Annotated in this window: 23 protein-coding genes; 10 read left to right on the top strand and 13 right to left on the bottom strand. The window is 58.7% G+C overall.

Features of this window, described 5'->3' with window-relative positions; all coding sequences use genetic code 11:
- Positions 1 to 70: 70 nt before the first annotated feature.
- The 5 genes from HWX34_RS00115 to HWX34_RS00135 are packed head-to-tail and all read right to left on the bottom strand — an operon-like array spanning position 71 to position 3,585.
- A complete protein-coding gene (locus tag HWX34_RS00115) occupies positions 71 to 565 on the bottom strand; it encodes a CvpA family protein (RefSeq protein ID WP_178970415.1) in 495 nt (164 codons plus the stop codon).
- Between the two features lie 6 nt (positions 566 to 571).
- Entirely contained in the window at positions 572 to 1,486 is a 915-nt protein-coding gene (locus tag HWX34_RS00120) for an SPOR domain-containing protein (RefSeq protein WP_178970416.1), read from the bottom strand.
- A gap of 7 nt (positions 1,487 to 1,493) precedes the next feature.
- Positions 1,494 to 2,759 carry a bifunctional tetrahydrofolate synthase/dihydrofolate synthase gene (gene folC / locus HWX34_RS00125; protein WP_178970530.1) on the bottom strand — a complete coding sequence of 422 codons (1,266 nt, stop codon included), beginning with the start codon at positions 2,757 to 2,759 and terminating at the stop codon, positions 1,494 to 1,496.
- Positions 2,759 to 3,220, bottom strand: a complete 462-nt coding sequence (locus HWX34_RS00130; protein WP_178970417.1) for a protein YgfX — start codon at positions 3,218 to 3,220, stop codon at positions 2,759 to 2,761. Before HWX34_RS00130 ends, folC begins: the two co-directional genes overlap by 1 nt.
- Positions 3,221 to 3,228: 8 nt before the next feature.
- The gene (locus HWX34_RS00135) at positions 3,229 to 3,585 is read right to left on the bottom strand and encodes a hypothetical protein (RefSeq protein WP_178970418.1); all 357 of its coding nucleotides are present in this window, start codon (positions 3,583 to 3,585) and stop codon (positions 3,229 to 3,231) included.
- A gap of 109 nt (positions 3,586 to 3,694) precedes the next feature.
- Between HWX34_RS00135 and HWX34_RS00140 the strand changes: the two genes are divergently transcribed.
- The 3 genes from HWX34_RS00140 to HWX34_RS00150 are packed head-to-tail and all read left to right on the top strand — an operon-like array spanning position 3,695 to position 6,740.
- Positions 3,695 to 5,614, top strand: a complete 1,920-nt coding sequence (locus HWX34_RS00140) for an ATP-binding cassette domain-containing protein (protein WP_178970419.1) — start codon at positions 3,695 to 3,697, stop codon at positions 5,612 to 5,614.
- Positions 5,611 to 6,162, top strand: a complete 552-nt coding sequence (locus tag HWX34_RS00145) for a C40 family peptidase (RefSeq protein ID WP_255496503.1) — start codon at positions 5,611 to 5,613, stop codon at positions 6,160 to 6,162. The genes HWX34_RS00140 and HWX34_RS00145 overlap by 4 nt, the downstream gene beginning before the upstream one ends.
- A gap of 2 nt (positions 6,163 to 6,164) precedes the next feature.
- Positions 6,165 to 6,740, top strand: coding sequence for a hypothetical protein (locus HWX34_RS00150; RefSeq protein WP_178970420.1), 576 nt, complete (start codon positions 6,165 to 6,167; stop codon positions 6,738 to 6,740).
- 71 nt (positions 6,741 to 6,811) lie between these two features.
- On the opposite strand, the gene HWX34_RS00155 is transcribed toward HWX34_RS00150, so the two are convergent.
- Entirely contained in the window at positions 6,812 to 8,020 is a 1,209-nt protein-coding gene (locus tag HWX34_RS00155; protein WP_178970421.1) for an amino acid aminotransferase, read from the bottom strand.
- A gap of 285 nt (positions 8,021 to 8,305) precedes the next feature.
- Between HWX34_RS00155 and HWX34_RS00160 the strand changes: the two genes are divergently transcribed.
- Entirely contained in the window at positions 8,306 to 8,590 is a 285-nt protein-coding gene (locus HWX34_RS00160; RefSeq protein WP_178970422.1) for a hypothetical protein, read from the top strand.
- 76 nt (positions 8,591 to 8,666) lie between these two features.
- Here the strand turns inward: HWX34_RS00160 and HWX34_RS00165 are convergent, their stop codons facing one another.
- The 5 genes from HWX34_RS00165 to selD all read right to left on the bottom strand — a co-directional run bounded on the left by HWX34_RS00165 (position 8,667) and on the right by selD (position 15,899).
- A complete protein-coding gene (locus HWX34_RS00165; protein WP_178970423.1) occupies positions 8,667 to 9,041 on the bottom strand; it encodes a cupin domain-containing protein in 375 nt (124 codons plus the stop codon).
- Positions 9,042 to 9,075: 34 nt separating this feature from the next.
- Positions 9,076 to 9,576, bottom strand: coding sequence for a DUF2867 domain-containing protein (locus HWX34_RS00170; RefSeq protein ID WP_178970424.1), 501 nt, complete (start codon positions 9,574 to 9,576; stop codon positions 9,076 to 9,078).
- Positions 9,577 to 9,700: 124 nt separating this feature from the next.
- Positions 9,701 to 12,280 (bottom strand): ATP-dependent chaperone ClpB, encoded by a 2,580-nt coding sequence (gene clpB, locus HWX34_RS00175; protein WP_178970425.1) that lies wholly within the window; start codon positions 12,278 to 12,280, stop codon positions 9,701 to 9,703.
- Between the two features lie 222 nt (positions 12,281 to 12,502).
- Positions 12,503 to 14,521 (bottom strand): methyl-accepting chemotaxis protein, encoded by a 2,019-nt coding sequence (locus tag HWX34_RS00180; protein WP_178970426.1) that lies wholly within the window; start codon positions 14,519 to 14,521, stop codon positions 12,503 to 12,505.
- A gap of 337 nt (positions 14,522 to 14,858) precedes the next feature.
- Positions 14,859 to 15,899, bottom strand: coding sequence for a selenide, water dikinase SelD (gene selD, locus HWX34_RS00185; protein ID WP_178970427.1), 1,041 nt, complete (start codon positions 15,897 to 15,899; stop codon positions 14,859 to 14,861).
- Between the two features lie 19 nt (positions 15,900 to 15,918).
- Between selD and mnmH the strand changes: the two genes are divergently transcribed.
- Positions 15,919 to 16,959, top strand: coding sequence for a tRNA 2-selenouridine(34) synthase MnmH (gene mnmH, locus HWX34_RS00190; RefSeq protein WP_178970428.1), 1,041 nt, complete (start codon positions 15,919 to 15,921; stop codon positions 16,957 to 16,959).
- Positions 16,960 to 17,090: 131 nt separating this feature from the next.
- The gene (mnmC, locus tag HWX34_RS00195; protein ID WP_178970429.1) at positions 17,091 to 19,067 is read left to right on the top strand and encodes a bifunctional tRNA (5-methylaminomethyl-2-thiouridine)(34)-methyltransferase MnmD/FAD-dependent 5-carboxymethylaminomethyl-2-thiouridine(34) oxidoreductase MnmC; all 1,977 of its coding nucleotides are present in this window, start codon (positions 17,091 to 17,093) and stop codon (positions 19,065 to 19,067) included.
- Here the strand turns inward: mnmC and HWX34_RS00200 are convergent.
- Together HWX34_RS00200 and HWX34_RS00205 are read right to left on the bottom strand one after the other, a co-directional pair.
- Positions 19,035 to 19,508, bottom strand: a complete 474-nt coding sequence (locus HWX34_RS00200; protein ID WP_178970430.1) for a thioesterase family protein — start codon at positions 19,506 to 19,508, stop codon at positions 19,035 to 19,037. The two genes, mnmC and HWX34_RS00200, sit on opposite strands and share 33 nt — an antisense overlap.
- 361 nt (positions 19,509 to 19,869) lie before the next feature.
- Positions 19,870 to 20,640 (bottom strand): sulfite exporter TauE/SafE family protein, encoded by a 771-nt coding sequence (locus HWX34_RS00205; RefSeq protein ID WP_178970431.1) that lies wholly within the window; start codon positions 20,638 to 20,640, stop codon positions 19,870 to 19,872.
- Positions 20,641 to 20,939: 299 nt separating this feature from the next.
- Between HWX34_RS00205 and HWX34_RS00210 the strand changes: the two genes are divergently transcribed.
- The 4 genes from HWX34_RS00210 (at position 20,940) to kdpB (ending at position 25,515) form a co-directional block, all read left to right on the top strand.
- Positions 20,940 to 21,131: a hypothetical protein gene (locus HWX34_RS00210; RefSeq protein WP_059285177.1), complete on the top strand. Its 192-nt coding sequence runs from the start codon at positions 20,940 to 20,942 to the stop codon at positions 21,129 to 21,131.
- Positions 21,132 to 21,452: 321 nt separating this feature from the next.
- Positions 21,453 to 21,542: a K(+)-transporting ATPase subunit F gene (kdpF, locus tag HWX34_RS00215; RefSeq protein WP_045848033.1), complete on the top strand. Its 90-nt coding sequence runs from the start codon at positions 21,453 to 21,455 to the stop codon at positions 21,540 to 21,542.
- A gap of 1 nt (position 21,543) precedes the next feature.
- On the top strand, positions 21,544 to 23,352 hold the full coding sequence (gene kdpA / locus HWX34_RS00220) for a potassium-transporting ATPase subunit KdpA (protein WP_178970432.1): 1,809 nt from the start codon (positions 21,544 to 21,546) through the stop codon (positions 23,350 to 23,352).
- Between the two features lie 117 nt (positions 23,353 to 23,469).
- Positions 23,470 to 25,515, top strand: a complete 2,046-nt coding sequence (gene kdpB / locus HWX34_RS00225; RefSeq protein ID WP_178970532.1) for a potassium-transporting ATPase subunit KdpB — start codon at positions 23,470 to 23,472, stop codon at positions 25,513 to 25,515.
- Positions 25,516 to 25,538 lie beyond the last annotated feature (23 nt).

A 25,538-nucleotide genomic window follows, 5' to 3' on the forward strand; every position in this document is an offset into this window, starting at 1 on the left:
ACCTACAGCCAAAGAAAAAGGCGGAAATCTTGAGGTGAAGATATCAAGATAATCCGCCTGTTCCATCACACTAACCGGTGTAATGCAGATTGTCTGCCAGCATGGCTGGCAGCCAGGGCCTTAATGACAAGGCCAGTGATTCGAATGGAGCGGCCAATACCGCATTCCTCCACATAGGCTGGCGCGGCATGTCACTCAAGCCGCCCACCAGCACCAGCACCGTGACCAACACCAGCCCGCGAGCCAGGCCAAACACGGCACCCATCAATCGGTTCAAACCACCCAGACCAGCCGAATCCAGCAGACTGGTCAGAGTAATACGCAATAATGCCGTGGCCAGCCACGACAGGAAAAACAGCAGCACAAAAGAAGCCAGCAGACGCAAACCCTGGCTTGGCAACTCGTTGGGCATGAAGCTTGCCACCATTGGCGACAACTCCTTGGCACACCAGAAAGCCAGCAGCCAGGAGCTCAGCGACAGCACCTCGGCCACCAGACCGCGCACCATGGCTACCAGCACAGAGCCAAGCAGGATGGCTATCACAATGTAGTCAAAGACAGTCATCGTTGCTTACTTGCTCACGACAATGCCGGAAACCCCAGCCTGGGAAAGCTTGCGCAATGCAGCTTCAGCCTCTGCCCGGCTGGCAAACGGACCAACCCGCACCCGAGTGACTTCACCCTTGCTGGTTTGCACCTTGCTGAAGTGGGCAGATACACCCAATGCAGACAGTTTGTTCTTCAGTGCATCGGCCTTGGCCGGGTCCGACAATGCTGCCAGCTGGATTACGGATTTGCCATTGCCGACATTATCCACTTTTTCCAGCTTGGACTCACTTTTCTTTACAGCAGATGGCTTGCTCGCCGGCTCGTCATCGAAATGACCTGCCAGAATGGCAGCCGGGTCAGGCTGTTTGTGCTTGGCCGGAGCTGGTTTCTCCACCTTGGCCGGCTTGCTTTCTGCCGCAACGGGCGGGTGAGTGTCCAAAGGCTTGCTGGCCACTTTCTTTTTTGGCGGCTCATGCACCAGCGGCTGGCTCGCCCCTTCCGCGGCCTTGGCTTTGGCCTGCCCGGTGGCGATGGCACCTGCCGTTGCCACGGCGGCAACTGCGGCCGGAGCGACAACATTGGCAGCAGGCTTGTCCGGAACAACCGAGTTCAGGTCTGCGGGCAGCTGGGTTCCTGCACTCTTGACTGCAGGTGCCGATGCGGCAAGCAGGGCCGGAGCCGATGCCACCGACTTGCCAACAGCAGGCGCAGACGCAGTGGCGACATGCACCGCAGGCGGCAGCGCAGCCTCAGCCGGTGTGCCTGAGGCTTCACTGGCAATTTCCACCGATTCCGGGCGCATTTGCTGATCCGGCAGATGGCCGACCACATTCCACAGCACACCAGTAGATACCGTCACCAGCACAACCGCGCCCACCAGGCGACGCCTGGCACGCTTGCGCAACAAAATCAGTTCATCGTGGGCAGACAGGGCCATGCCATCCTCAAGTGCGTTGCCGACGGGCTTCCAGCACCTCGGCAACAGTGTGGAAAGAGCCAAAAACGGTAATTCTATCATTCTCGCCCGCTGCCGATAAGGCAGCTTGCCAGGCGGAAGCGACATCTTCGAAAGCCTGCACCTTGCCAATGCCAAGCGTCTTCAGCTGCGCGGCAATCGAGGTGCCGCTCTGCCCGCGTGGCATATCCAGGCCAGCCACGTACCATCCATCGAATTCATCTTTGGCCAGTTCGGCCACGGCAGCCAGGTCCTTGTCCGCCAGCATGGAAAACACTGCGTAACGGTTTTCGGCAAACGGCAACTGGCGCAGGCTGGCCACCATGGCCTTGACCGCATGCGGATTGTGTCCGACATCCAGCACCACCACCGGCCGCCCCGGCAATACCTGGAAACGGCCGGGCCATTCCACTTCAACCAGGCCTTGCTTGAGCGCACCAATGCCAACGGGCAGGCGCTCATGCAGACAGTCGAGCACCGCCAATGCCGCTGCAGCATTACCCAGCTGGTAGCCACCACGCAGCGCAGGCATTGGCAAGGCATGGCGTCGTGCACTGCCCATCTGGAAGGACCATTGATTGTCCATGCGGGAATAGCTGTAATCGCGGCCCAGCAGTTTGAGGTCGGCACCGATGGACGCAGCATGATCCAGCAGGCGCTGCGGCGGCTGCGGGTCTGCGCAGATGGCAGGCTTACCTGGTCGGTAGATACCGGCTTTCTCGAAGCCGATATCCTCGCGGTTATCACCCAGAATGGCAGCGTGGTCGATATCCACACTCACCACCACCGACACATCCGGTTCAAAGATGTTCACCGCATCCAGACGTCCACCCAGACCGACTTCCATGATGGCCACATCGACTTTTTCTTCGATAAAGCTGTGCATGGCCCCCAGGGTGCCGAACTCGAAATAGGTCAGCGAGGTATCACCACGCGCGGCATCGATGGCGGCAAAACTGTTGATGATGCGTTCATCACTCACCGGTTTGAGATCAATCGCCACCCGCTCGTTATAGTGCTGGATATGCGGCGAGGTATAACAACCCACTTTGAAACCGGCGCGCTGATACATGGTGGACAGCATGGCACAGACCGAACCCTTGCCATTGGTGCCAGCCACCATGATGACCGGGAAGTTGGGCTGCAGCTGCATGGCACTCCACACTTTGCGTACCCGTTCCAGACCCATGTCTATGGTGGTGACATGCAGGCCCTCCAGCCATTGCAACCATTCGTTCAGCGTAGTTCTTTGCATCATGGTTTTTCCAAAACAGCAGGTGTATCCCGCTCTGCTTCCGGATGGAACCACAGCAGATATACCCGCAATTGCCGCAGTGCTTCCTGATCGGCACTGTCCGGCAACAGCAGACAACGGTGATGACGGCCTGCGGCCGTCACATTGACGATGACAAACAAGGGTGACACAAAACAGTGGTCGCGCAGCTGCACTTGCATGACCTGGTCAGTTTGCAACCACCACATACGACCATGCGCATCCACTTCGATACGCAGCACCCGGTGCGAATTTCCCCAGCCATTGGTGCGCAAGGCAAACCACCCAAGCAGGCACTGCAACGGAATAAGCGCCCACATGCGCGGCTGATAAAGCATCAACAAGACAGCAGACAAGGCCAGCACACACAGCACCAGAATCAGGAAGATGCGGGACGGGCGTAACTGCAGCGCAAAGGGCGGCAGCAAGCGGGCCTTGTGCATGAGGTGGCTTACAGCTCGCCTGCCGGACTGTTGCTGATATCGCCTTCTACCGTGTCCAGTACGGTTGAGTGGATTTCCACATCAAACCATTCCCAGAAGGCCTTGAGCGACATGTCCTGAGGCCACAGGTCTTCGTCGTCATACCAGGACGCCACTTCAATCTTGAACAATTGCTCGTACTGCTCGTCGATATGGGCAACGGCTTCTTCCGGCTCGTTGAACTCCGGCAGCAGAATCACCGTGCAGTCACTGCGCAGGCTGTCCAGGGTCAAATCCACCATATCGTTGCCGGGCACGGCATTGAGCCAATCCAAAAATGGCTGTTTGGGCTTGATGACGGCAACCGAGCGGTCAACAAAATACATGGCATTCCTTTCCATTCCGAGTTGGCGCGCATTGTAACCCAAGTCCGCAAGGGCCAGCACGCCGCATGTTACAATTGCGGCCATTGAACACTGATTACAAGATGCTGCAATGTCATTGATTTCTGTTGAAAAGGCCTGCCTGGCTTTTGGCCATCACGCTTTGCTGGATAATGTCGATTTCGCGCTGGAACCGGGCGAAGTGGTTGGCCTGATTGGCCGCAATGGTGCCGGCAAGTCGTCCTTGCTCAAGGGCATTGCGGGTGCCATCACGCTGGACGACGGGCGCATCAACATCAAGGGCGATGTGCGCGTGGCCTACGTGGCACAGGAGCCGGAACTCAACCCGGACGACACCGTTTTTGACGCGGTTGCCAGCGGACTGGGCGAATTGAAAGCCTTGCTGAGCGAATACCATCAGGTAACCCAGCAACTGACCCAGCCCGATGCCGATCATGAAACCGCCCTGGCACGCATGGAGACGCTGCAGCACACACTGGAAGCACGGGATGGCTGGCAGTTTGATGCGCTGATTTCCACCACCCTCTCCCATCTGGACCTGCAACCGGACACCTTGATCCGCGAACTGTCAGGCGGCTGGAAAAAACGCGTGGCACTGGCCCGCGCCCTGGCCGCCAAGCCGGACGTGCTGCTGCTGGACGAACCGACCAACCACCTGGACGTCGCCGCCATTGAATGGCTGGAAGGCCTGCTGAAAAATTTCAGTGGCAGCGTGCTGCTGATTACCCACGACCGGCGCTTTCTGGACAATGTCGCCACCCGCATTGTGGAATTGGACCGTGGCATCCTGCGCAGCTATCCGGGCAGCTTCACCGCCTATCAGGTACGCAAGGCCGAAGAAATCGCCATTGAAGAAGAGCAGAACCGCATCTTTGACAAATTCCACGCCCAGGAAGAAGTGTGGATTCGCAAAGGCATCGAAGCGCGCCGTACCCGTAATGAAGGCCGTGTGCGCCGACTGGAAGCCATCCGCCGTGAACGCAGCGCCCGGCGCGAGCGCGTGGGGCAGGTCAATTTCCAGCTGGATGCCGGTGAGCGCTCTGGCAAGCTGGTAGCCGAGCTGGAACATGTCAGCAAGGGCTTTGAGGGCCGCACCCTGATCAAGGACTTCACCACCCGCATCCTGCGCGGTGACAAGATCGGCCTGATCGGCCCCAATGGCGCAGGCAAGACCACCCTGCTCAAGCTGATCCTGGGTCAGCTGGAAGCCGACAGCGGCAACATCAAGCAAGGTAGCAAGCTGGAAATTGCCTATTTCGACCAGTTCCGCGAACAGCTGGACGAGGACACCAGCGTGGCCGACATCATCAGCCAGGGTAATGACTTCGTTGAAATCGGCGGGGTCAAGAAGCATGTGATGAGCTATCTGGAAGACTTTCTGTTCTCGCCGCAGCGGGCACGCAGCCCGGTGCGCTCGCTGTCCGGCGGCGAGCGTAACCGCCTGTTGCTGGCGCGCCTGTTCACCCGTCCGGCCAACGTGCTGGTGCTGGACGAACCCACCAATGACCTGGATATCGATACGCTGGAACTTCTGGAAGACGTGATTGCTCAATACAGCGGCACTGTCTTTCTGGTCAGCCACGACCGGGCCTTCCTCGACAATGTGGTCACCCAGGTGATTGCTTTTGAAGGCAACGGTCAGCTGGAAGAATATCCGGGCGGCTATCAGGACTGGATAGACACCAAGGCGCGCATGGCGGCCATGCAGGGAACGGTGGTCAGCAAGGCCACCACGACAGCCAACAAGCCGGCTGCTACGGCCAAGCCGGAGAAGCAGCGGAGCAATCGCAAGCTTTCTTATAATGAAACCCGCGAGCTGTCCGCCCTCCCGGACGAAATTGCCGCACTGGAACAGGAACAAGCCACGCTGAACCAGCAACTGCTTGACCCGAACTGCTATCGCGACACCCCCAAGGAAGCCATTGCCTGGCAACAGCGCATTGAAGCCATTGACGAATTGCTGCTGGAAAAACTGGCCCGCTGGGAAGAACTAGAGGCAAAACAATCATGAGCAAAACCCGGCCCACCCTGCCCTGCCCGCAACGCCGCCGCCTGTTGGGCGGCGCCATGCTGGGCACGCTGGCTTTGTGGCTGAGCGGCTGCGGCACACCGCCGAAGAAGACCAGCCACGTGCGGCCCTATCCATCACAGGACAAAACGCTGTCTGCCCTGAAGGCCGATGGCGCGGGCCGGGAAATTCTCATGTACACCCTGGGCCTGCTGGATCTGGACTACAAGTTCGGCGGTGCCAATCCGGAGGCCGGGCTGGATTGCAGCGGCATGGTCAGCTACATCTATCTGAATGCCGTGGGCGTGAAGTTACCGCACAACGCCGCCCAGATTGCCAACCTGGCGCGCCCCATCAGTAACAGCCAGATGCAGGTGGGCGACCTGGTGTTTTTCAACACCATGAACCGCTCCTTCTCCCACATGGGCATTTATATTGGTGACAACAAATTCGTGCATGCCCCGCGCACCAATAGCGCCATCCGGGTGGACAGGCTGGACAACAGCTACTTCTCCGCCCGCTTCGAAGGGGCGCGCACCCTGTTTGCCTGAACATGAATCATCACTGGCAAAGCCGTCTGATCAGAGGCTGGCAACAAAGACCCACCCTGCACCGGGATGGCGTTTCCCTACAGGAAGCCTGGCTGCTGCGTAAACTGCAGCAAGCATTGAATGGCGATGCCCTGCAGATTGACAGCCTGTCACTGCTCAGCCGCGACAGCACCCTGCATCTGACTGCCCACCAGCCCCTTGCCGCCCGGCTGACCCTGCACTTCGACTTCCTGCCCATAGTCTGGCACAGCAGGCAGATCCGCTTGCACTATCACGTTCAGGGCGAGGCCATCTCCCCCTCCACGACCCGTCGCCTCCTGGGTGGACTGCTGCTGGGAGTGATGGAAGGTGCATTCGGCCACAAGACCCTGCAACAACTGGCAAAACCACTGGACTGGCTGACGCTGGAACAGGATATCGCCACCATTCACCTGGATGCACTGGACCGTGTGCGCCAATACCTGGACTATCCGCTGCTGGGCAAACCGCTGGCTGCGCGCCTGACCATCAAGGCCATCGAGACCAGCCCCGGCCTGCTGCGCATCCGCCTTAGCCGTTCGCCATCTCAAACAGACTGAAGAGCACAGCTACACAAGACACAATAAAAAACCCCGCCGTAGCGGGGTTTTTCCTGTCAGGGGCAGACAAATCAGCCCTTGACGACCTTGGCAATGGCTTCAGCCACGTAAGGCAGGTTCTTGCTGTTCAGCGCGGCCAGGCAGATACGGCCGGTGGATACGGCGTAAATGCCGAACTCGCTCTTCAGCACTTCGACTTGGGCTGCAGTCAGGCCGGTGTAGGAGAACATGCCACGTTGCTGGGCAACGAAGGAGAAGTCCTGTTCCACGCCCTGTGCCTTGATGGCATCAACCAGACCGGTACGCATGGCGCGGATGCGGTCACGCATGCCAGCCAGTTCGTCTTCCCACTGCTGACGCAGCTCGGGGCTGGACAGCACGGCAGCGACAATGGCAGCACCATGGATCGGCGGGTTGGAGTAGTTGGTACGGATCACACGCTTCAGTTGCGACAGCACGCGGCCGGTTTCTTCCTTGCTGGCGGTCACGATGGACAGGGCACCAACACGCTCACCGTACAGCGAGAAGCTCTTGGAGAAGGAGCTGGATACGAAGAATTGCAGGCCGGAAGCCGAGAACAGACGCACAGCAACAGCGTCAGCGTCGATACCGTCAGCAAAGCCTTGGTATGCCATATCCAGGAAAGGAACCAGACCCTGGGCACGGCACACTTCGACTACTTCAGCCCACTGGGCGTCGGACAGGTCGGCACCGGTCGGGTTGTGGCAGCAGGCATGCAGCACGATGACGGAACCAGCGGCCAGGCCTTGCAGGAAGGACTTCATGCCAGCAAAGTCAACGCCACGGGTGGCCGCGTCGTAGTAAGGATAGTTTTCTACTTCGAAACCGGCGGATTCAAACAGCGCGCGGTGGTTTTCCCACGACGGGTTGCTGATGTAAACCTTGGATTCCGGGTTCAGGCGTTTCAGGAAGTCGGCACCGATCTTCAGTGCACCGGTACCGCCCAGAGCCTGGGCAGTCACTACCTGACCATTGCTGATCAGCGCGCTGTCGGCACCGAACAGCAGGTTTTGCACGGCGCTGTCATAAGCAGCCGGGCCTTCGATCGGCTGATAGCCGCGCGGCAGCAGCGCATCAACACGGGCCTTTTCCGCGGCTTTAACAGCAGCCAGCAGCGGGATCTTGCCATTGTCGTCGCTGTAAACACCCACACCCAGGTTTACCTTGAAGGAACGGGTATCGGCGTTGAAAGCTTCGTTCAGGCCAAGAATCGGGTCGCGCGGGGCCAGTTCCACCGCGGCGAAGATCGAAGAGGTCATGCAGGGGCTCCATTTGCTTTGCAGAACAGCCGCAACCGGGCGCTGACCATGCAGCAGGCCACGGCTGATTGATGAAAATCTTTGTCCGGGGCAAAGTTTACCACCTTCTGGAGGCTTGCTGCGCTGCAAAGCCGACAAAACAACATGCTGCCAATGCAACTGCACCTGACGGGACATTGCATACAATCCACTGTACCGGCCGGGCATCTGTGCCTCTGACTTGAACCTTGCGCGGGACAGTCTAGTCTCAATGCAATTACAAACGCATGATGAGGAGCACTGACCATGAAAAAAGGCATCCTGCTGTTCTGGCCGTCTTTTCTGATCGCCGCACTGGCTACCAGTGTGTTTTTCTCGATTTTCGACCCTGCAGAGTTAACATTGCACGGCAATGCGCTGTTTGCCGACAAGCTGTCGGCTTATTCGGTATTTTTCCTGATCAGTTGGGCATTTGGCGCACTGAATACTGCCATTGTGCTGGTACTGGAAAAGTCTTCCCGCGACATCAATGGCTTCACACCACCGCCGGTACAGCCTATGGATGAGATGGAAGACCCACTGCGCAGTTGACACCGCATACCGGATGGACCAATAGAAAAGGGCGACACGTGTCGCCCTTTAGCGTGACTGTTTTCCGTCAGACAAATCAGCCATCTGAGGGCTGAGCCGGAGTCTGTCCCACCACAAAGTATTTGCGCACCGGCTCCACCACCTCGAACACGCCGATAAAACCAGCCGGTATCACCGCAGCTTCACCTGGCTTGACTTCCACCACACTCCCGGCTTCATCATGCAGGCGCACCAGCCCCTCGATCACGCAGAAGAATTCATGCTTGTTATCGGCAAATTGAATGCGCCAGGCACCGGTTTCGCAGGCCCAGATGCCACAACTGAGCGCCTCGTCAGCGGTTTCGTAGTGGGTCCAGGTATGGCGTCGCGGATTCCCGGCAAGCAGTCGATCCACACGCGGCTGGTCGGCCACCGGCGTCACGGTTTGGGAAAAGTGGGTGATGGCGGGCATGCGGCTTGTTTCCTGCAAACGAAAAGCGTCATTATCACCGTAGTTTCCCGGTGGAGCCAGATTCGCCCAGCCGCTGCGCCATGCGGCGCAACATCAGCTTGCTCAACAGCCAGTGCACCGGCAGCACCAAGGCCAGATACAACCAGCCACCCCAGTGATGCGGCCGTACCCAGGTTTCAACTTGCAGCCGACTGCCGTCAGCCTCGGGGCGGACTGACAGCAGAATGCGGAAATCCAGATGGCTGTCATCCTCCCCCAGTACCGCCAGTTGCGGGCCAAGGTGCATGATGCGGAACATGCCGATATGCCCCCCCTCCGGCACGGACAGCGCGCCCGCCTGCTGCATGGGGCCGGTTTTGAGACCAAAACGTGCCACCAGCCGGTTACGCCATGCCATGAGCGTGTCAGCCCAGCCGGGTGCTGTGCTGGAAAAGGCTGTCAGCAACTGCGCTGCGCCCACATGAGCATTGGGGCAATATTGCTGATGCATGTCGCGAAACGGATAATCCGCAGCTTGCAGTAAGAAGTCCGGCATGGCGGGCGGTCCAGAAAGAAAGCCTGATTATCCAGTAGCAGGCGTCAGCAACTCCATTCCTGAAACTACCTAGCACCAAAAGAAAAACCGGCCACGCGGGCCGGTCTTCTATACCGTTACAGGCTTAGTCAAAGTGCAGCTGACCGTCGCGTGCTTCCACCATGATGGTGGCCTTGGGCGGATACTTGCCGGCCAGAATCGCCTTGGCCAGCGGGTTTTCCAGCTCGTTCTGGATGGCGCGCTTGAGCGGACGCGCACCATACACCGGGTCAAAACCTTCTTCCGACAACAGCGACAAGGCGTCTTCGCTGATTTGCAGGTTCAACTCCAGCTTGGCCAGACGGCTTTCCAGACCCTTGAGCTGGATGCGGGCAATGGCCTTGATGTTTTTCTCGTCCAGACCGTGGAACACCACCACTTCGTCGATACGGTTGATGAACTCGGGGCGGAAGTGGGTTTTCACCTCGGCCATCACTGCCAGCTTGATCACCTGATAGTCATCCGTCGCCATGGCCTGGATTTGCTGACTACCCATATTCGAGGTCATCACCACCACCGTGTTCTTGAAGTCCACGGTGCGGCCCTGGCCATCGGTCAGGCGGCCGTCATCCAGCACTTGCAGCAGGATGTTGAACACATCTGGATGCGCTTTTTCCACCTCGTCCAGCAGAATCACGCTATACGGTTTGCGGCGTACTTGCTCGGTCAGATAACCGCCTTCTTCATAACCGACATAGCCCGGAGGTGCGCCAATCAACCGCGCCACCGAATGCTTCTCCATGTATTCGGACATGTCGATGCGGATCAGGTGTTCTTCGCTGTCGAACATGAAGCCGGCCAGCGTCTTGCACAGCTCGGTCTTGCCCACGCCGGTCGGCCCGAGGAACAGGAAAGAACCATAGGGCTTGTTCGGGTCGGCCAGGCCGGAACGTGAACGACGGATGGCATCGGCCACGGCACGTACCGCTTCGTCCTGACCCACCACACGCTGGTGCAGCACCTCCTCCATGCGCAACAGTTTTTCCCGCTCGCCGGTCAGCATTTTCGATACCGGAATCCCGGTGGCACGGCTGATGACTTCGGCAATTTCCTCAGCCCCTACCTGGGTACGCAGCAAGCGGTTGGGCTTGTTGTCCGCGCCGGCATCGGCCGCCTCGGCTTCACGTAGCCGGGCTTCCAGCTGCGGCAACTTGCCGTATTGCAGTTCGGCCAGTTTCTGCCAGTCGCCCTTGCGCTTGAGGTCCTCCATGTCCACCTTGAGGCGGTCGATTTCCTCCTTGATGGTCTGGCTGCCCTGCGCGGCGGCTTTTTCTGCCTTCCAGATTTCCTCCATGTCAGCGTACTCACGCTGCAAGCGCTGGATTTCGTCTTCAATCAACTGCAAACGCTTCTGGCTGGCTTCGTCGGTTTCCTTGTTGACCGCTTCGCGCTCGATTTTCAGCTGAATCAGGCGACGGTCCAGCTTGTCCATGGCTTCCGGCTTGGAGTCCAGCTCCATCTTGATACGGCTGGCGGCTTCGTCGATCAGGTCGATGGCCTTGTCCGGCAGGAAGCGATCGGTGATATAGCGGTTGGATAGCTCGGCAGCCGCCACGATGGCCGGGTCGGTAATGTCCACACCATGGTGGATTTCATACTTCTCCTGCAAGCCACGCAGAATGGCGATGGTGTCCTCCACCGTCGGCTCATTCACCAGTACCTTCTGGAAGCGGCGCTCCAGCGCAGCATCCTTTTCGATGTACTTGCGGTATTCGTCCAGCGTGGTGGCACCGATGCAGTGCAGCTCGCCACGCGCCAGTGCCGGTTTGAGCATATTACCGGCGTCCATTGCGCCATCGGCCTTGCCCGCGCCCACCAGGGTGTGGATTTCGTCGATGAAGATCAGTGTCTGGCCGTCGTCCTTGGACAGGTCATTCAGTACGGCTTTCAGACGCTCTTCGAATTCGCCACGGAACTTAGCACCGGCAATCAGCGCGGCCAGGTCCAGCACCAGCAGGCGTTTGTTTTTCAGGCTGTCCGGCACTTCTCCGTTGACGATGCGCTGTGCCAGGCCTTCGACAATGGCGGTCTTGCCCACGCCCGGCTCACCAATCAGCACCGGATTGTTCTTGGTACGGCGCAGCAGTACCTGAATGGCGCGGCGGATTTCGTCGTCACGGCCAATCACCGGGTCCAGCTTGCCGTTGCGGGCGCGTTCGGTTAGGTCGGTGGTGTATTTTTTCAGGGCCTCGCGCTGGCTTTCAGCGTCCTGACTGCCCACGGTCTGGCCGCCACGCACTGCCTGAATGGCAGCCTGGATGGCATTGTGGTTGCCGCCATGTTCTTTCAGCAGACGGCCGGTTTCGCCTTTGTCCTGCGACAGGGCGGACAGGAAAGACTCGCTGGAGATGTATTCATCCCCCTGCTTGGTGGCAATCTTGTCGGTGACATTCAGCAGGTTGCCCAGCTCGCGCGATACGGTGATTTCACCATTGGTGCCCTGCACTTTCGGCAAGCGCTGAATAGCACTTTTGAGTGCCAGTTTCAGGCCGGGCACATTGACACCGGCACGGGCCAGCAGGCCGCCGATACCGCTGTCATTGTCATCCATCATGGTCAGCAGCAGGTGTTGCGCCTCGATATAGGCATTGTCTTCGGCCAGCGCCATGCTTTGTGCGTCGCCCAGGGCCTGCTGGAATTTTGTCGTCAGTTTTTCGAATCTCATCAAAAGCTCCCTTCAAACAAGATAACGCTCTGTTTGCAATATTCACGCATGCCACACACCCTGCCCGACCAGAAGGTGCAGCCATCTGACACTGCATATGCGGGCAGATTTCAGCGCCACAAGGCATGGTATGTTTTTTTCTCATGGCTAAAGACCATCATGGCAACAATAGAAAAAGCCGGATGGTCTATCCGGCTTTTTCTATTCCACTTCGGGCAAAGATCAGGTACGGAAGGCCCGTACCTCCTCTTTCAGGGCATCGGCCAGACCCGCCATATGCCGCGCGGTTTCTGCCGAGCGTTCGGCTGCATCATTGCTGGCTTCAGCCTGCCTGGCCACCGAGCTGACCCGTTCAGCCATCTGCTCCACGATGTCACGCTGTTGTGACAGTTCACGGTTGATGTTTTCCACCACTTCCATGGCACGGCGCGAATCCTCCACGATGGAGCCGATCGCCTGCCGGGCGGCCGAAGTGATGGCAGCCCCTTCGGACGCCTGTACTACCGATTGGCGCATGGATTTGACTGCCCCTTCAGTCGCATCCTGAATCTTGCTGATCATCCCGCTGATTTCCTGGGTGGAAACACTGGTGCGCTCGGCCAGCTTGCGTACTTCGTCGGCCACCACGGCAAAACCGCGCCCCATCTCCCCGGCACGTGCCGCTTCGATGGCGGCATTCAGTGCCAGCAAATTGGTCTGGTCTGCAATGTCATGAATGACGTTGACGATGGCAGTAATCTGCTGCGCGCTGCTCTCCAGCATTTTCAGACTGTCGGCAGCACCGGCCAGGGTGGCGGAAATCTGGCTGACACCATCCACCGCGGCTACCAGACTCTGGCTGCCTTCCATGGCTGCGGCACTGGATGCGCGGGCGGCATCGCTGGCTTCACCAGCCACTCTTTCGATTTGCGCCACACCGGCAATCAACATGCCGGTTTGCTCGGACATGGCCTGGGCACTTTGACGTTGCTCACCGGAGCTGGCGGCAGCCGCACCAGCCTTGTCAGACAAGTCCTGCGCCGCGTGGTCCAGATCGATGGCATGCGAGCTGGTGCGATTGAGTGCCTGCTGGAAACTGTCCAGCAGGCTGTTCATGGCATCGGCCACCTGGCCTACTTCATCCTTGCGATTGATGGCCAGACGGCGGGTCAAGTCGCGGCTATCGCGGATATTTCCCACGTCTGCCACCAATTGCTGCACAGGCCTGGCGACCAGCCTACGGGTAAACAACAGCAGCGCCAGCGCCAGGATGGTGAGCAGCAAGGCCGCGCCACCGGCCAGCCACAGCAAGAGCTGGCGGTTTTCCTTTTCCAGTTCGCTGCGGGTTTCATTGCTGACTATCATCCAGCCCCAGGGCTTGTAAGTGGCATAGGACAGCATGTGCTCTGCCACACCGGCATCGCTGGGCAGCTTGACGTTGAGATTGCCCTGACCTGCTGCCATCAGCGCGTTGGCATAGGGCTGGCCGCTGGCATCGAGGTCTTTGCTGACGGCCCGACCGGACAGTTTGGGATGCTGCACATATTGTCCGTAGCTTCTGGAATTCTTGTTGACATCAATAATGTCAACGTGGCCGCTTTCGCCCAGCTTCACCTTGGACAGGCGTACCAGCAAACCGGCAATACCTTCCGTGGCACCTACGCCAACAAAGGTGGCACCAATGACATTCTGTGCCGCGTCCTTGATGGGGCTGTAACTGGTGATATAGTCACGGCCGTACAGGTCTACCCGGCCGGAATAATTCTCACCATTCATCAGCTGGGCATAAGCTGGGCTGGCATGATCCAGCTTCGTCCCCAGTGCACGCCCGCCGTCTTCTTTCAGCACCGAGGTGGCTACACGGACGAAGTCGTTGCCATCCTTGACGAACAGGGTGGCAACATTGCCTGTTTTGGAAGAGAAGCGGTCGACAATATCGTTATTGCCATTGACCGGCGTATTTCCCAGTACCAGCGCTGGGGTAGCGGTGCCCGCCACGTCGATGCGGCTGGCCGGATTAAGGGAGAATGCGCCACCGATCTCACCCAGCAGGACTTTCTCGAATTGCCGGGTGGTGATCTTGAGCGACTCATTAAATGCGTCAATCATATTCAGCGACTGCATCAGCAGTTGCGCCTGGACTTTTTCAGTCCGTTCTTGCATTACCCGTCCGGTGAACAAATACAGTGGCACCATCAGGGCCATTGCCACCACCACCATCAGGACTACCTGGGTCGCGACCAGCCGCGACCCAATGCTCATGCCTCGCTTCATCCGCTTCACCCTCTACACTGCCGCACCTGTTTTACAGGATTGTTTATTTATAATTCAGTATCTTTTTGAAATACCGGCTTTATATCAGCGAATCAGAAAAATGCGCGCGAAACATGCAATTGTCAATGCAGACACACGCATTTGCCATTGGTTAAACAAGCAAGAACAACGCCAGAAAGAGCAGTACATTAGGCCGGTTTAAAGCCTCATACAGCAGCATAGCCTGCTTTTCGCCATGGGTGCAGCAACATCACCTCAAGCTTAATGGCAATAAAAAACCCGACGTCGCATCGGGTTCTGCACAGCCAGGACAGCATCAGTCAGCTCAATCGATAAGAATACGGGCGGCACCCACTTCCAGCTTGCCAATCACGCGTGCATAGCCGTAACCCTGGGCATGAAACGCCGCAAGGACGGTATCTGCCTGCTCGGGAGCCACCGACACCAGCAAACCGCCACTGGTTTGCGGATCGGCCAGCACGCGGCGCTGCCAGTCAGGCACGCTGTCGGCAAAATGAACAGCTTGATCGAAACTGGCCTGGTTGCGCTCGATGGCGCCCGGCCCATAACCCTGCTCGGCAAAAGCCTGCGCCTCCCGGATCACCGGAATCCGTGCCATATCCAGCTGCGCTTGCAGGCCGGAGCCCTTGCAGATTTCCAGTAAATGCCCCAGCAGGCCAAAACCGGTGACGTCGGTCAGCGCATGCACACCGGCCATACCGGCCAGCGTGGATCCCACCTTGTTCAGCTGGGTAGTGGAGGCAATCAGCGCCTGATAGCCCGGCTCATCCAGCACACCTTTTTTCATGGCCTGCGCCAGAATGCCGACGCCAAGGCCCTTGCCCAGAATCAGCACATCTCCCGCGCGGGCATCACAATTGCGCTTGAGCTTATCCGGGTGCACCAGCCCCAAGGCCACCAGACCGTAAATGGGTTCCGGTGAGTCGATGGAATGGCCACCGGCAATGGGAATGCCCGCATCCGCACAGACAGCCTGGCCGCCATCCAGAATGGCGCGAATGGTTTCTACCGGCAGCACATTCACCGGCATGCCGACAATGGCCAGGGCCATAATGGGACTGCCCCCCATGGCATAGATGTCCGACAAGGCATTGGTGGCGGCGATGCGGCCAAAGTCGAAAGCATCATCTACGATGGGCATGAAGAAGTCGGTGGTGGCGACAATGGCCTGCGCGTCATTCAGGCGATAGACTGCTGCATCGTCACTTGTTTCCGTCCCCACCAAAAGCTGCGGAAACACCATTTTTTCCCGTGCGGTAGACAGGATGGACTCCAGTACGGCAGGTGCGATTTTGCAGCCGCAGCCACCACCATGAGACAATTGCGTGAGTTTGATTTCAGCCATTTCCAGGACCACTTTCCCAATGCACTTCAAGGTCGCGACGCTAGCACAGCTGGCGCAGTTTGACGAGATCATCGACGTGCGCTCGCCCGCCGAGTATGCCGAAGATCATCTGCCAGGTGCCATCAATTGTCCGGTGCTGGATGACACTGAGCGGATTCAGGTAGGCACCTTGTACAAGCAGGTCAGCCCGTTTGAAGCACGCAAGCTGGGGGCGGCATTGGTCGCGCAGAATATCGCCCGTCACTTGCAGCAACAGTTTCTCGACCGGCCCAAGCACTGGAAACCGCTGATTTATTGTTGGCGTGGCGGCCAGCGTTCGGCATCGATGGCCATCATTTTCAGCCAGATCGGCTGGGCGGCCCATCAACTGAATGGCGGTTACAAACAATACCGCCAGCAGGTACTGGCCGACCTGGCCAGCCTGCCCGTGCAGTTAACACTGCAAGTAATCTGCGGCCCGACGGGTTCTGGCAAAAGCAGACTGCTGGCTGCACTGCACCGTGCCGGCAAACAAGTGCTGGACCTGGAAGGGCTGGCCTGCCACCGAGGTTCGGTACTAGGCAAACTGCCGGCACAAACCCAGCCGACGCAGAAATGGTTCGACACCCAGCTGCACCAGGCGATATTGCAGCTGGACCCAGACCGGCCGGTGTATATCGAGGCGGAAAGCCGCAAGATCGGCCAGATCACCCTGCCTGACAGCCTGTTCGCCCGCATGCATGATAGCGACTGCCTGCAATTGCAGGTGGCACTGCCCGAACGGGTGCGTTTTTTGCTGGAGGACTATCCCTTTTATGTCACAGAGCCGGATCGACTGGTGACGCAGCTGGGATTTCTCAAGGCAGTGCACTCGCGGGAGCAACTGCAACAATGGCAAGCCATGATCAGCCACGGCCACTATGCAGCCCTGGTGGAGCAATTGCTGCAACAGCATTACGACCCGCTCTACGCCCGCTCCATGCATCGGCATTACAGCCGACTGCAACAAGCGCCACTTGTCTGCCTGGACAGCCTGCGGGCCGATGCGCTGGATGAACTGGCCGCCAACCTGCCCGGTTAAGCAAGTTGCTTATTGCCCCGGATAACAGCATTTGCTCCGACACATTGCGGCTACCGGTTTATCACACGGGTGCATTGCCGGTGAAAGGGGTAGAATAGGCCCCTTCCCGCCCTCCTTCCCCTTTGTTTGGCATGAGTTCACACGCACAACTTAACTGGCTGGATGGTCAGCCTGTTTCGGTCGCCTTTGGTGATGTCTACTTTTCCCGCAGCAGTGGCCTGGACGAAACCCGTCACGTTTTCATCCGCCACAACCAGCTGAGCGAGCGCTTTGGTGCCATGCCGGCCCATGGGCAGTTTTGCATCGGGGAAACCGGTTTTGGTACCGGGCTGAATTTCCTCTGTGCCTGGCAGCACTTTTTGCAACACGCGCCGGACAGCGCACGGCTGCACTTCATCAGCACGGAAAAATACCCGCTAAGCCGGGACGACTTGCAACAGGCCCTGGCCTTGTGGCCCGAGCTTGCCCCCCAGGCAGAACAGTTGTTGCAGCAATACGATGTGCTGGCCGACGGCTGGCACCGCTTTGTGCTGGAACAGGGACGCATTGTCCTGACCCTGCTGATTGGCGATGTGCTGGAAACATTACCCTTGCTGGATGCCCGCATCGACGCCTGGTTTCTGGACGGTTTTTCCCCGTCCAAAAACCCGGACATGTGGCAGCCTGCCCTGTTTGCCCAGTTGGCACGCCTGGCTGCCCCAGGTGCCAGCTTTGCCACCTTTACCAGTGCCGGCTTCGTACGCCGCGGCCTGAAGGAAGCCGGATTTTCCGTTCGCAAGGTAGCAGGACATGGCCAGAAACGCGAAATGAGCTGCGGAGAACTGCTGACACCGCCAGCCCAAGCCTGGTCAGCACCCTGGTATGCCCGCCCCGCAACCACCTCGCAACAAGAGCGCAGCGCGATTGTGGTGGGTGGCGGCATTGCCGGAGCGGCAACTGCCCATAGCCTGGCCATACGCGGCTGGCAGGTGACGCTGATTGAACGCCTGCCCGCACTGGCACAGGCGGCATCCGGCAACCCGCAAGGTGTGCTCTACACCAAGCTGTCGCCGCATTTCACCCCGCTTACCCGTCTGGTGTTGGCCGGCTATGCCTATTCCTTGCGCTGCCTGCACCAGCATCTGCCGCAGGGCGAAGACAGCTGGCAAGCCTGTGGCGTACTGCAACTGGCGCATGACAGCAAGGAAGCCGAACGCCAATCCAGGCTGGCAGAAGTCGGCTTGCCAACAACCCTATTGCATGCTGTGGATGGTGAAGAAGCCAGCCGTATTGCCGGAATAACGTTGCCATCCGGCGGGCTGTTTTTTCCGCAAGGTGGCTGGCTGAACCCACCCAGCCTGGTGCAAGCCCTGTGTGCTCACCCCAATATCCAGCTGCGCACCAGCCACACTGTTATCGAACTGGATTACAACCCGGTCGAGCAAAGCTGGCTGGCCGGTAGCGAACAAGGCCCGCTGGCCATGGGCAGTGCGGTGATACTGTGTACCGCGGCCGATACCACGGCATTCGACAGCACCAGCCATCTGCCGCTCAAGGCCATTCGTGGCCAGGTGAGCACCCTGCCAGTGACTGCAAAGAGTGCCGCCTTGCAAACCGTAATATGTGGTGAAGGTTATGTTTCTCCTGCACGCCACCAGCAGCATTGCGTGGGAGCCACCTTCAAGTTTGACGCAGACAATCTTGCCGTCACGGCAGACGAACATGCGGAAAACCTGGCGATGCTGGCTGGTCTGGCGCCTGCCCTGCACCAGGCCCTGCAAGCGGAAAACCTGAGCATGGAGCAACTGGGCGGCCGGGCCGCCTACCGCTGCACCAGCCCGGACTACTTGCCCATCGTTGGCCCTGTGGTAAACCGGCAGGAATTTGCCAGCTGCTACAGTGCACTGGCCAACGATGCCACGCTGCCACTGACACAAGCAGCACCGTATATTCCCGGCCTGTATGTCAATGCTGCCCATGGCTCACGCGGCATGATCACCGCCCCTCTATCCGGCGAAATCATTGCTGCCTATCTGGAAGGCGAAGCCGCCCCGCTACCGGTAGACCTGATGCAGGCCGTGCACCCAAGCCGCTTTTTATTGCGCCGACTGATTCGCAAGCAGGGCTGAGTCTGCTGACTCTGCAGTGTGGCGTGCCACTGCCTGTTCAATCACCTGACGAATATCCTGCGGGATGGCCACCGGCACTCCGGCCTGATAGTCCACCCACACCAGGGTGACATCCCCATAGGCATACACGGTGTGCGGGTCGCCTTGCAGGTAGAAATGATGACGCAGTTGCAAGCTGCTGCGCCCCAGCTTTTCCAGCTCGATAGTGATTTCCACGGTGGCCGGATAAGTCAGTTGCTTGCGGAAGGTGCAGGAGGTGCTGGCCAGTACCGGCCCCTGGCCCTGGGGATTGATGCTGTGCCCCATGGACTCCAGCCAGTTCAGGCGGATTTGCTCCAGATAGCGGAAGTAATACGTATTGTTGAGATGACCAACCGCATCCATGTCGCCCCAGCGCATGGTGATGGTCTGGCGGTCAATCACCGGGTAGGTTTTTTCCAATATGTTCTCCTTACCTTTACGTCATGCTGTGCTGCATCATAACGCCAGCAGTCAAACTCCGTCACAAAAAAACCATGCAATGATGCTACTGACTATCGGTACGGCTTGCACATAATCAGCTTGTTCCTGCTCTACAGCTTGTGTAGTGCAGGGACATGGCTGTCAGTCGGGTGTTCGGATACCCCCGGCCCATCTGACTGGCAGCTCCTGAGCGAAGGTGCAAGCTGGAGCCCCGTCCCCCAAGGTCGGGGCTCGTTTTTTTCCTGCGGCCACAAGCCGGCGGAGCACCAGTCAGCCACAAAAAAACAAAAAGGGCTGCGCTAGCAGCCCTGTTTCATGCACCAACCAAACATCCCAGGCATTACATCACCAGCTTGGCACCCACCACAGCCAGCATGATGGCCAGCGCAGGGCGCAACCAGGTATCGGTCAGGCTGCGTGTCAGCTTGCTGCCCAGCCAGATACCCGGCAAGGACCCCATCAGCAAGTTCAGCAACAGCATGTAATTGAGGTTACCCATGCTGGCATGGCCCAAACCGGCCACCAGTGTCAGCGGAACCGCGTGTGCAATCTCGGTCCCGACCAGGCGGCGGGTAGGCAAAGCCGGATACAGTGCAAACAAGGCCAGGGTACCCAGCGCCCCGGCTCCAATCGAGCTCAGCGTAACCAGCACACCCAGGCCAACACCGATCAGCACGGTAGGCAGCGGCTTTAGCACCAACTCGGCTTGCGCATTGCCAGCCGGATTGATCAGCTTCATCAGCTTGGTCTTGAGCAGGATGGACGCGGCAGTCAGCAACAGGGCGATACCCAGCACCAGTTTGAATACCGAATCCAGCACATGAGTAGACAAGTGCAGCCAGGACAGCAGGCCCAGCGTCAACAGCGAAGCCGGCACGCTGCCCATGGACAGCCAGCCGGTCAGCTTCCAGTCCACGTGTTTTTGCTTGTGATGGACAAACACACCACCGGCCTTGGTGATTGCGGCATACAGCAAATCGGTGCCGACGGCAGTGGACGGTGAAATGCCGAACCACAGCAGAATGGGGGTCATCAGAGAGCCCCCACCCACACCGGTCAATCCGACGATGAAGCCCACCACCAGACCCGCAATTGCATATCCTAACTCCATGACCGCTCCAGACTAAGTTCTGGCGCTATGCTACTGCACACAACATATAACCAACTAGACTGTTTGATTTATTCGATATTCAATAAAAATCTATACCGCATCGCAACAGGTCTGATCGGGAAAGATGAAGGGCAATCTGCTACAAATAACCATACGTGGGGAGATGTAGCGCGGCAAACACACAACATTTTGGGAATTGCTTGACTGATCAGGCTTTACAAATGTTTGAAATACAGTCAAGTTTTAATGGTTGGCACAACCAACCGCACGTTGTAGTACCCACATCAGGAGGTGCAAGGATGATTTCCCGTATTCCTCTCAGCGTCCGCCGCAAGCAGGCGCGTGATCAGCATGAAAGTTTTCTGTACGCGGTAGCCAAGCCGCAATTGAGTGATACCGAACGCTGCCGGCAACAAAAGGTTCGTCAGCGTGCCCATGACCGTGATGATGCCCGCTTCATGGCCGAACGTAGCGAAGACGATTTGTTCTAGACACGCCTCAATACCGCAAGACACCGTGGCGCCACACGCTGGCGCCCTGTCTTTTTGCATTCCGCCATCTCCCCCTCCCCACACCACGCACACCACACAGGCATGCCGCCAGCCATGCCTGCTAATTTTTATCTTTTCTTTATTCCTCCTCCGCGCTTTTTAGCAGGTTTTTGACACCGCTTTGCGTACCTTGAACAGGCACCTAACGTCCACCAAAGGAAACGCAAAATGGATTTGGTCTACCTGGGTCTGACCCTGGGCTTTGTCGCGCTGACATTGGCTTTTGTCGCAGCCTGCCAGCAGCTGGAGGGCAAATAAACCATGAACCTGTTTTATCTGATCAGCACCGTGATCGCACTGGGGCTGCTGGGCTATCTGGTCTACGCCCTGGTCAAGCCGGAGAACTTCTGACATGAGCACACCTGCCTTGCTCCAACTGGGGCTGTTCCTGCTTGTCCTGCTCGCGCTGGCCTGGCCTTTGAGCAGCTATATCACCCGTGTCATGCAGGGGGAAAACCCCGGCGTGCTGCGATTTTTAGCGCCACTTGAGCGCAGCTTGTACCGTATAGCCGGTATCCGGCCCGACGAAGACATGGGCTGGCGCAGCTATGCAGTGGCCTTGCTGCTGTTCAACCTGCTGGGTGCCCTGGCCATTTATGGCCTGCAACGTTTGCAGGGCATCCTGCCCTTGAACCCGCAGGCACTGGCTGCCGTTACGCCGGACTCTTCCTTCAATACCGCCATTTCCTTTATCACCAATACCAACTGGCAGGGCTATGCTGGCGAAACCACCATGAGCTATCTGACCCAGATGCTGGGACTGACGGTTCAGAACTTCCTGTCCGCCGCAACCGGTGCCGCCGTGGTCATTGCGCTGATTCGCGGTTTTGCCCGTCACAATGCGGCCAGGATCGGTAATTTCTGGGTCGATGTCAGCCGCTTTACCCTGTATATCCTGCTGCCGCTGTCTCTGGTGCTGGCGCTGGTATTTACCCAGCAAGGTGTGATCCAAAACCTGCTGCCTTACCAAACAGCACACACTGTTGAAGTGACACAGTTCCAGCAGCCCAAGCTGGATGCCAAGGGCAGCCCGCTCATCGGCAAGGATGGCAAGCCTGTCATGGTAGACAGCCAGACCCGGCAGCAAACCCTGCCGATGGGTCCGGTCGCCTCGCAGGAAGCCATCAAGATGCTGGGCACCAATGGCGGTGGTTTCTTCAATGCCAACTCGGCCCATCCGTTTGAAAACCCGACCCCGCTGTCCAATCTGCTGCAAGAGCTGGCCATCTTCCTGATTCCGGCGGCCTTGTGCCTGGTATTTGGCCGCATGGTGGGCGACAGGCGTCAGGGCTGGGCCATTCTGGCCGCCATGTTGCTGATGTTTGTCACGGCGGTTGTAGTGGAAACCAGTGCCGAGCAGGCCGGTGTGCCGCAATTAAGCGCCATGGGTGTGGACCAGCAAGCCAGCAGCATGCAGGCCGGCGGCAATATGGAGGGCAAGGAAAGCCGCTTCGGCATTATCGACACCTCGCTGTTTACCGTCATCACCACTGCGGCGTCCTGCGGGGGCGTGGTGGCCATGCATGATTCGCTCACCCCTGTCGGCGGCCTGGTGCCCACCTTCCTGATGCAACTGGGCGAAGTGGTATTCGGCGGTGTGGGTTCCGGCCTGTACGGCATGCTGGTCTTTGCCATTCTGGCGGTATTCATTGCCGGCCTGATGGTGGGACGCACGCCGGAATACCTGGGCAAGAAGATAGAAACCTACGAAATGAAGATGACCGCCATCACCATTCTGGTGACGCCCATCCTGGTGCTGGTACTGACCGCCATTGCTGTCAGCCTGGATGCGGGCAAGGCCGGTATCGCCAACCCCGGCGCGCATGGTTTCAGCGAAATCCTCTATGCCTTCACCTCGGCCGCCAACAATAACGGCAGCGCCTTTGCCGGGCTGTCGGCCAACACGCCGTTCTACAACATCATGACCGCCATCGCCATGTTCTTTGGCCGCTTTTTGATGATTGTGCCCATTCTGGCCATCGCCGGTTCGCTGGCCGCCAAGAAACGCCTGGCGGTCACCAGCGGCACCCTGCCCACCCACGGCCCGCTGTTCGTGGTGTTGCTGATTGGCACCGTATTGCTGGTAGGTGCGCTCAACTATGTTCCGGCGCTGGCGCTGGGCCCGGTGGTGGAGCATCTGCAAATGGTGAGCGGACATTAATCCTGCAAGCGGATACGCGACAGGATCAAGGAAATCAATATGAACGATCGCAATCATTCTTCCATTTCTGCTTCGGCAGAACAGTCTGCCAGCGCGCAGATCAAGACTGGCAAGGGCATGTTTGACCCGGCGCTGATCAAGCCGGCCATCATCGACTCTTTCAAGAAGCTGTCGCCGCGCACCCAATGGCGCAATCCGGTGATGTTCGTCGTCTATGTCGGCAGCATCCTGACCACCGCGCTGTGGCTGCAGGCCCTGCTGGGCAAGGGCGAAGCTGCCCCTGGCTTCATCCTGGCCATTACCTTGTGGCTGTGGTTCACCGTGCTGTTTGCCAACTTTGCCGAAGCCCTGGCCGAAGGCCGCAGCAAGGCTCAAGCGGCCAGCCTGCGCTCGGCCAAGAAAAACGTGGTGGCCAAAAAACTGTCAGGCCCGGTTCGCGGCGCAGGAGTGATGGTGGTCGATGGCCACAGCCTGAAAAAAGGCGACATCGTGCTGGTGGAAGCAGGCGATGTGATTCCGGTGGATGGCGAAGTGCTGGAAGGTGTGGCTTCGGTGGATGAATCGGCCATTACCGGCGAATCAGCCCCGGTCATCCGCGAATCCGGCGGGGACTTTTCCTCGGTCACCGGGGGCACGCGCGTGCTGTCGGACTGGATTGTGGTGAAGATTACCGCCAATCCCGGTGAAACCTTCCTCGATCGCATGATTGCCATGGTGGAAGGTGCCAAGCGCCAGAAGACACCGAATGAAATCGCCCTCACCATCCTGCTGGTGGCGCTGACCATTGTGTTCCTGATTGTCACCGTCACCCTGTTGCCCTACTCCTTGTTCAGTGTGGAAGCGGCCAAAGCGGGCTTGCCCATCAGCATCACCACACTGGTGGCGCTGCTGGTGTGCCTGATTCCCACCACCATCGGTGGCTTGCTGTCCGCCATTGGTGTTGCAGGCATGAGCCGCATGATGGGGGCCAATGTGATTGCGACCTCCGGCCGTGCGGTGGAAGCTGCAGGCGATGTGGACGTGCTGCTGCTGGACAAGACCGGCACCATCACCCTGGGCAACCGTCAGGCATCGGCCTTCATCCCGGCTCCAGGCGTGAGCGAACAGCAACTGGCCGATGCCGCCCAGCTGGCGTCCCTGGCCGATGAAACCCCGGAAGGCCGCAGCATCGTGGTACTGGCCAAGCAACAGTTCAATCTGCGCGAGCGTGAACTGGCCAGCCATGAAGCCAGCTTCATTCCGTTTACCGCGCAAACCCGGATGAGCGGCATCGACTACGACGGCCGCGAAATCCGCAAGGGTGCCATCGACGCCATCCGCCGCCATATTGCCGAGCAAGGCGGCGTCTTTCCCGACGCACTGGGCAAGAGTGCCGATGAAGTGGCCCGCCGCGGTTCTACCCCGCTGCTGGTGGCCGAAGGCAAGCGTGCACTGGGGGTGATCGAACTCAAGGACATCGTCAAGGGCGGTATCAAGGAACGCTTTGCCGAACTGCGCCAGATGGGTATCAAGACCATCATGATCACCGGCGACAACCCGCTGACCGCTGCCGCCATTGCGGCAGAAGCCGGGGTGGACGACTTCCTGGCCGAGGCCACGCCGGAAGCCAAGCTCAGCCTGATCCGCAGCCATCAGGCCGAAGGCAAGCTGGTGGCCATGACCGGTGACGGCACCAACGACGCGCCAGCACTGGCCCAGGCCGATGTGGCGGTGGCGATGAATACCGGCACCCAGGCGGCAAAAGAGGCTGGCAATATGGTGGATCTGGATTCCAACCCCACCAAGCTGATCGAGATTGTTGAAATCGGCAAACAGATGCTGATGACACGCGGCTCGCTCACCACCTTCTCCATTGCCAATGATGTGGCCAAGTACTTCGCCATCATTCCGGCGGCCTTTGCCAGCACCTATCCGCAGCTGGGCGCACTGAACGTGATGGGCCTGAACAGCCCGGCCTCGGCCATCATGTCGGCGGTGGTATTCAATGCGCTGATCATCGTGTTCCTGATTCCGCTCGCACTCAAAGGGGTGAAATACCACGCCAGAAGCGCGGCCGAGCTGCTGCGCGGCAACCTGCTGGTTTACGGCCTGGGCGGCCTGCTGCTGCCTTTTGCCGGCATCAAGCTGATCGACATGCTGCTGGGTGCGGCGGGTCTGGTCTGAACCCTGCCCCATACAAGAAGGAA

It is taken from the genome of Aquitalea sp. LB_tupeE, from assembly GCF_013391415.1.
In the GTDB taxonomy this organism is placed as follows: Bacteria; Pseudomonadota; Gammaproteobacteria; order Burkholderiales; family Chromobacteriaceae; genus Aquitalea.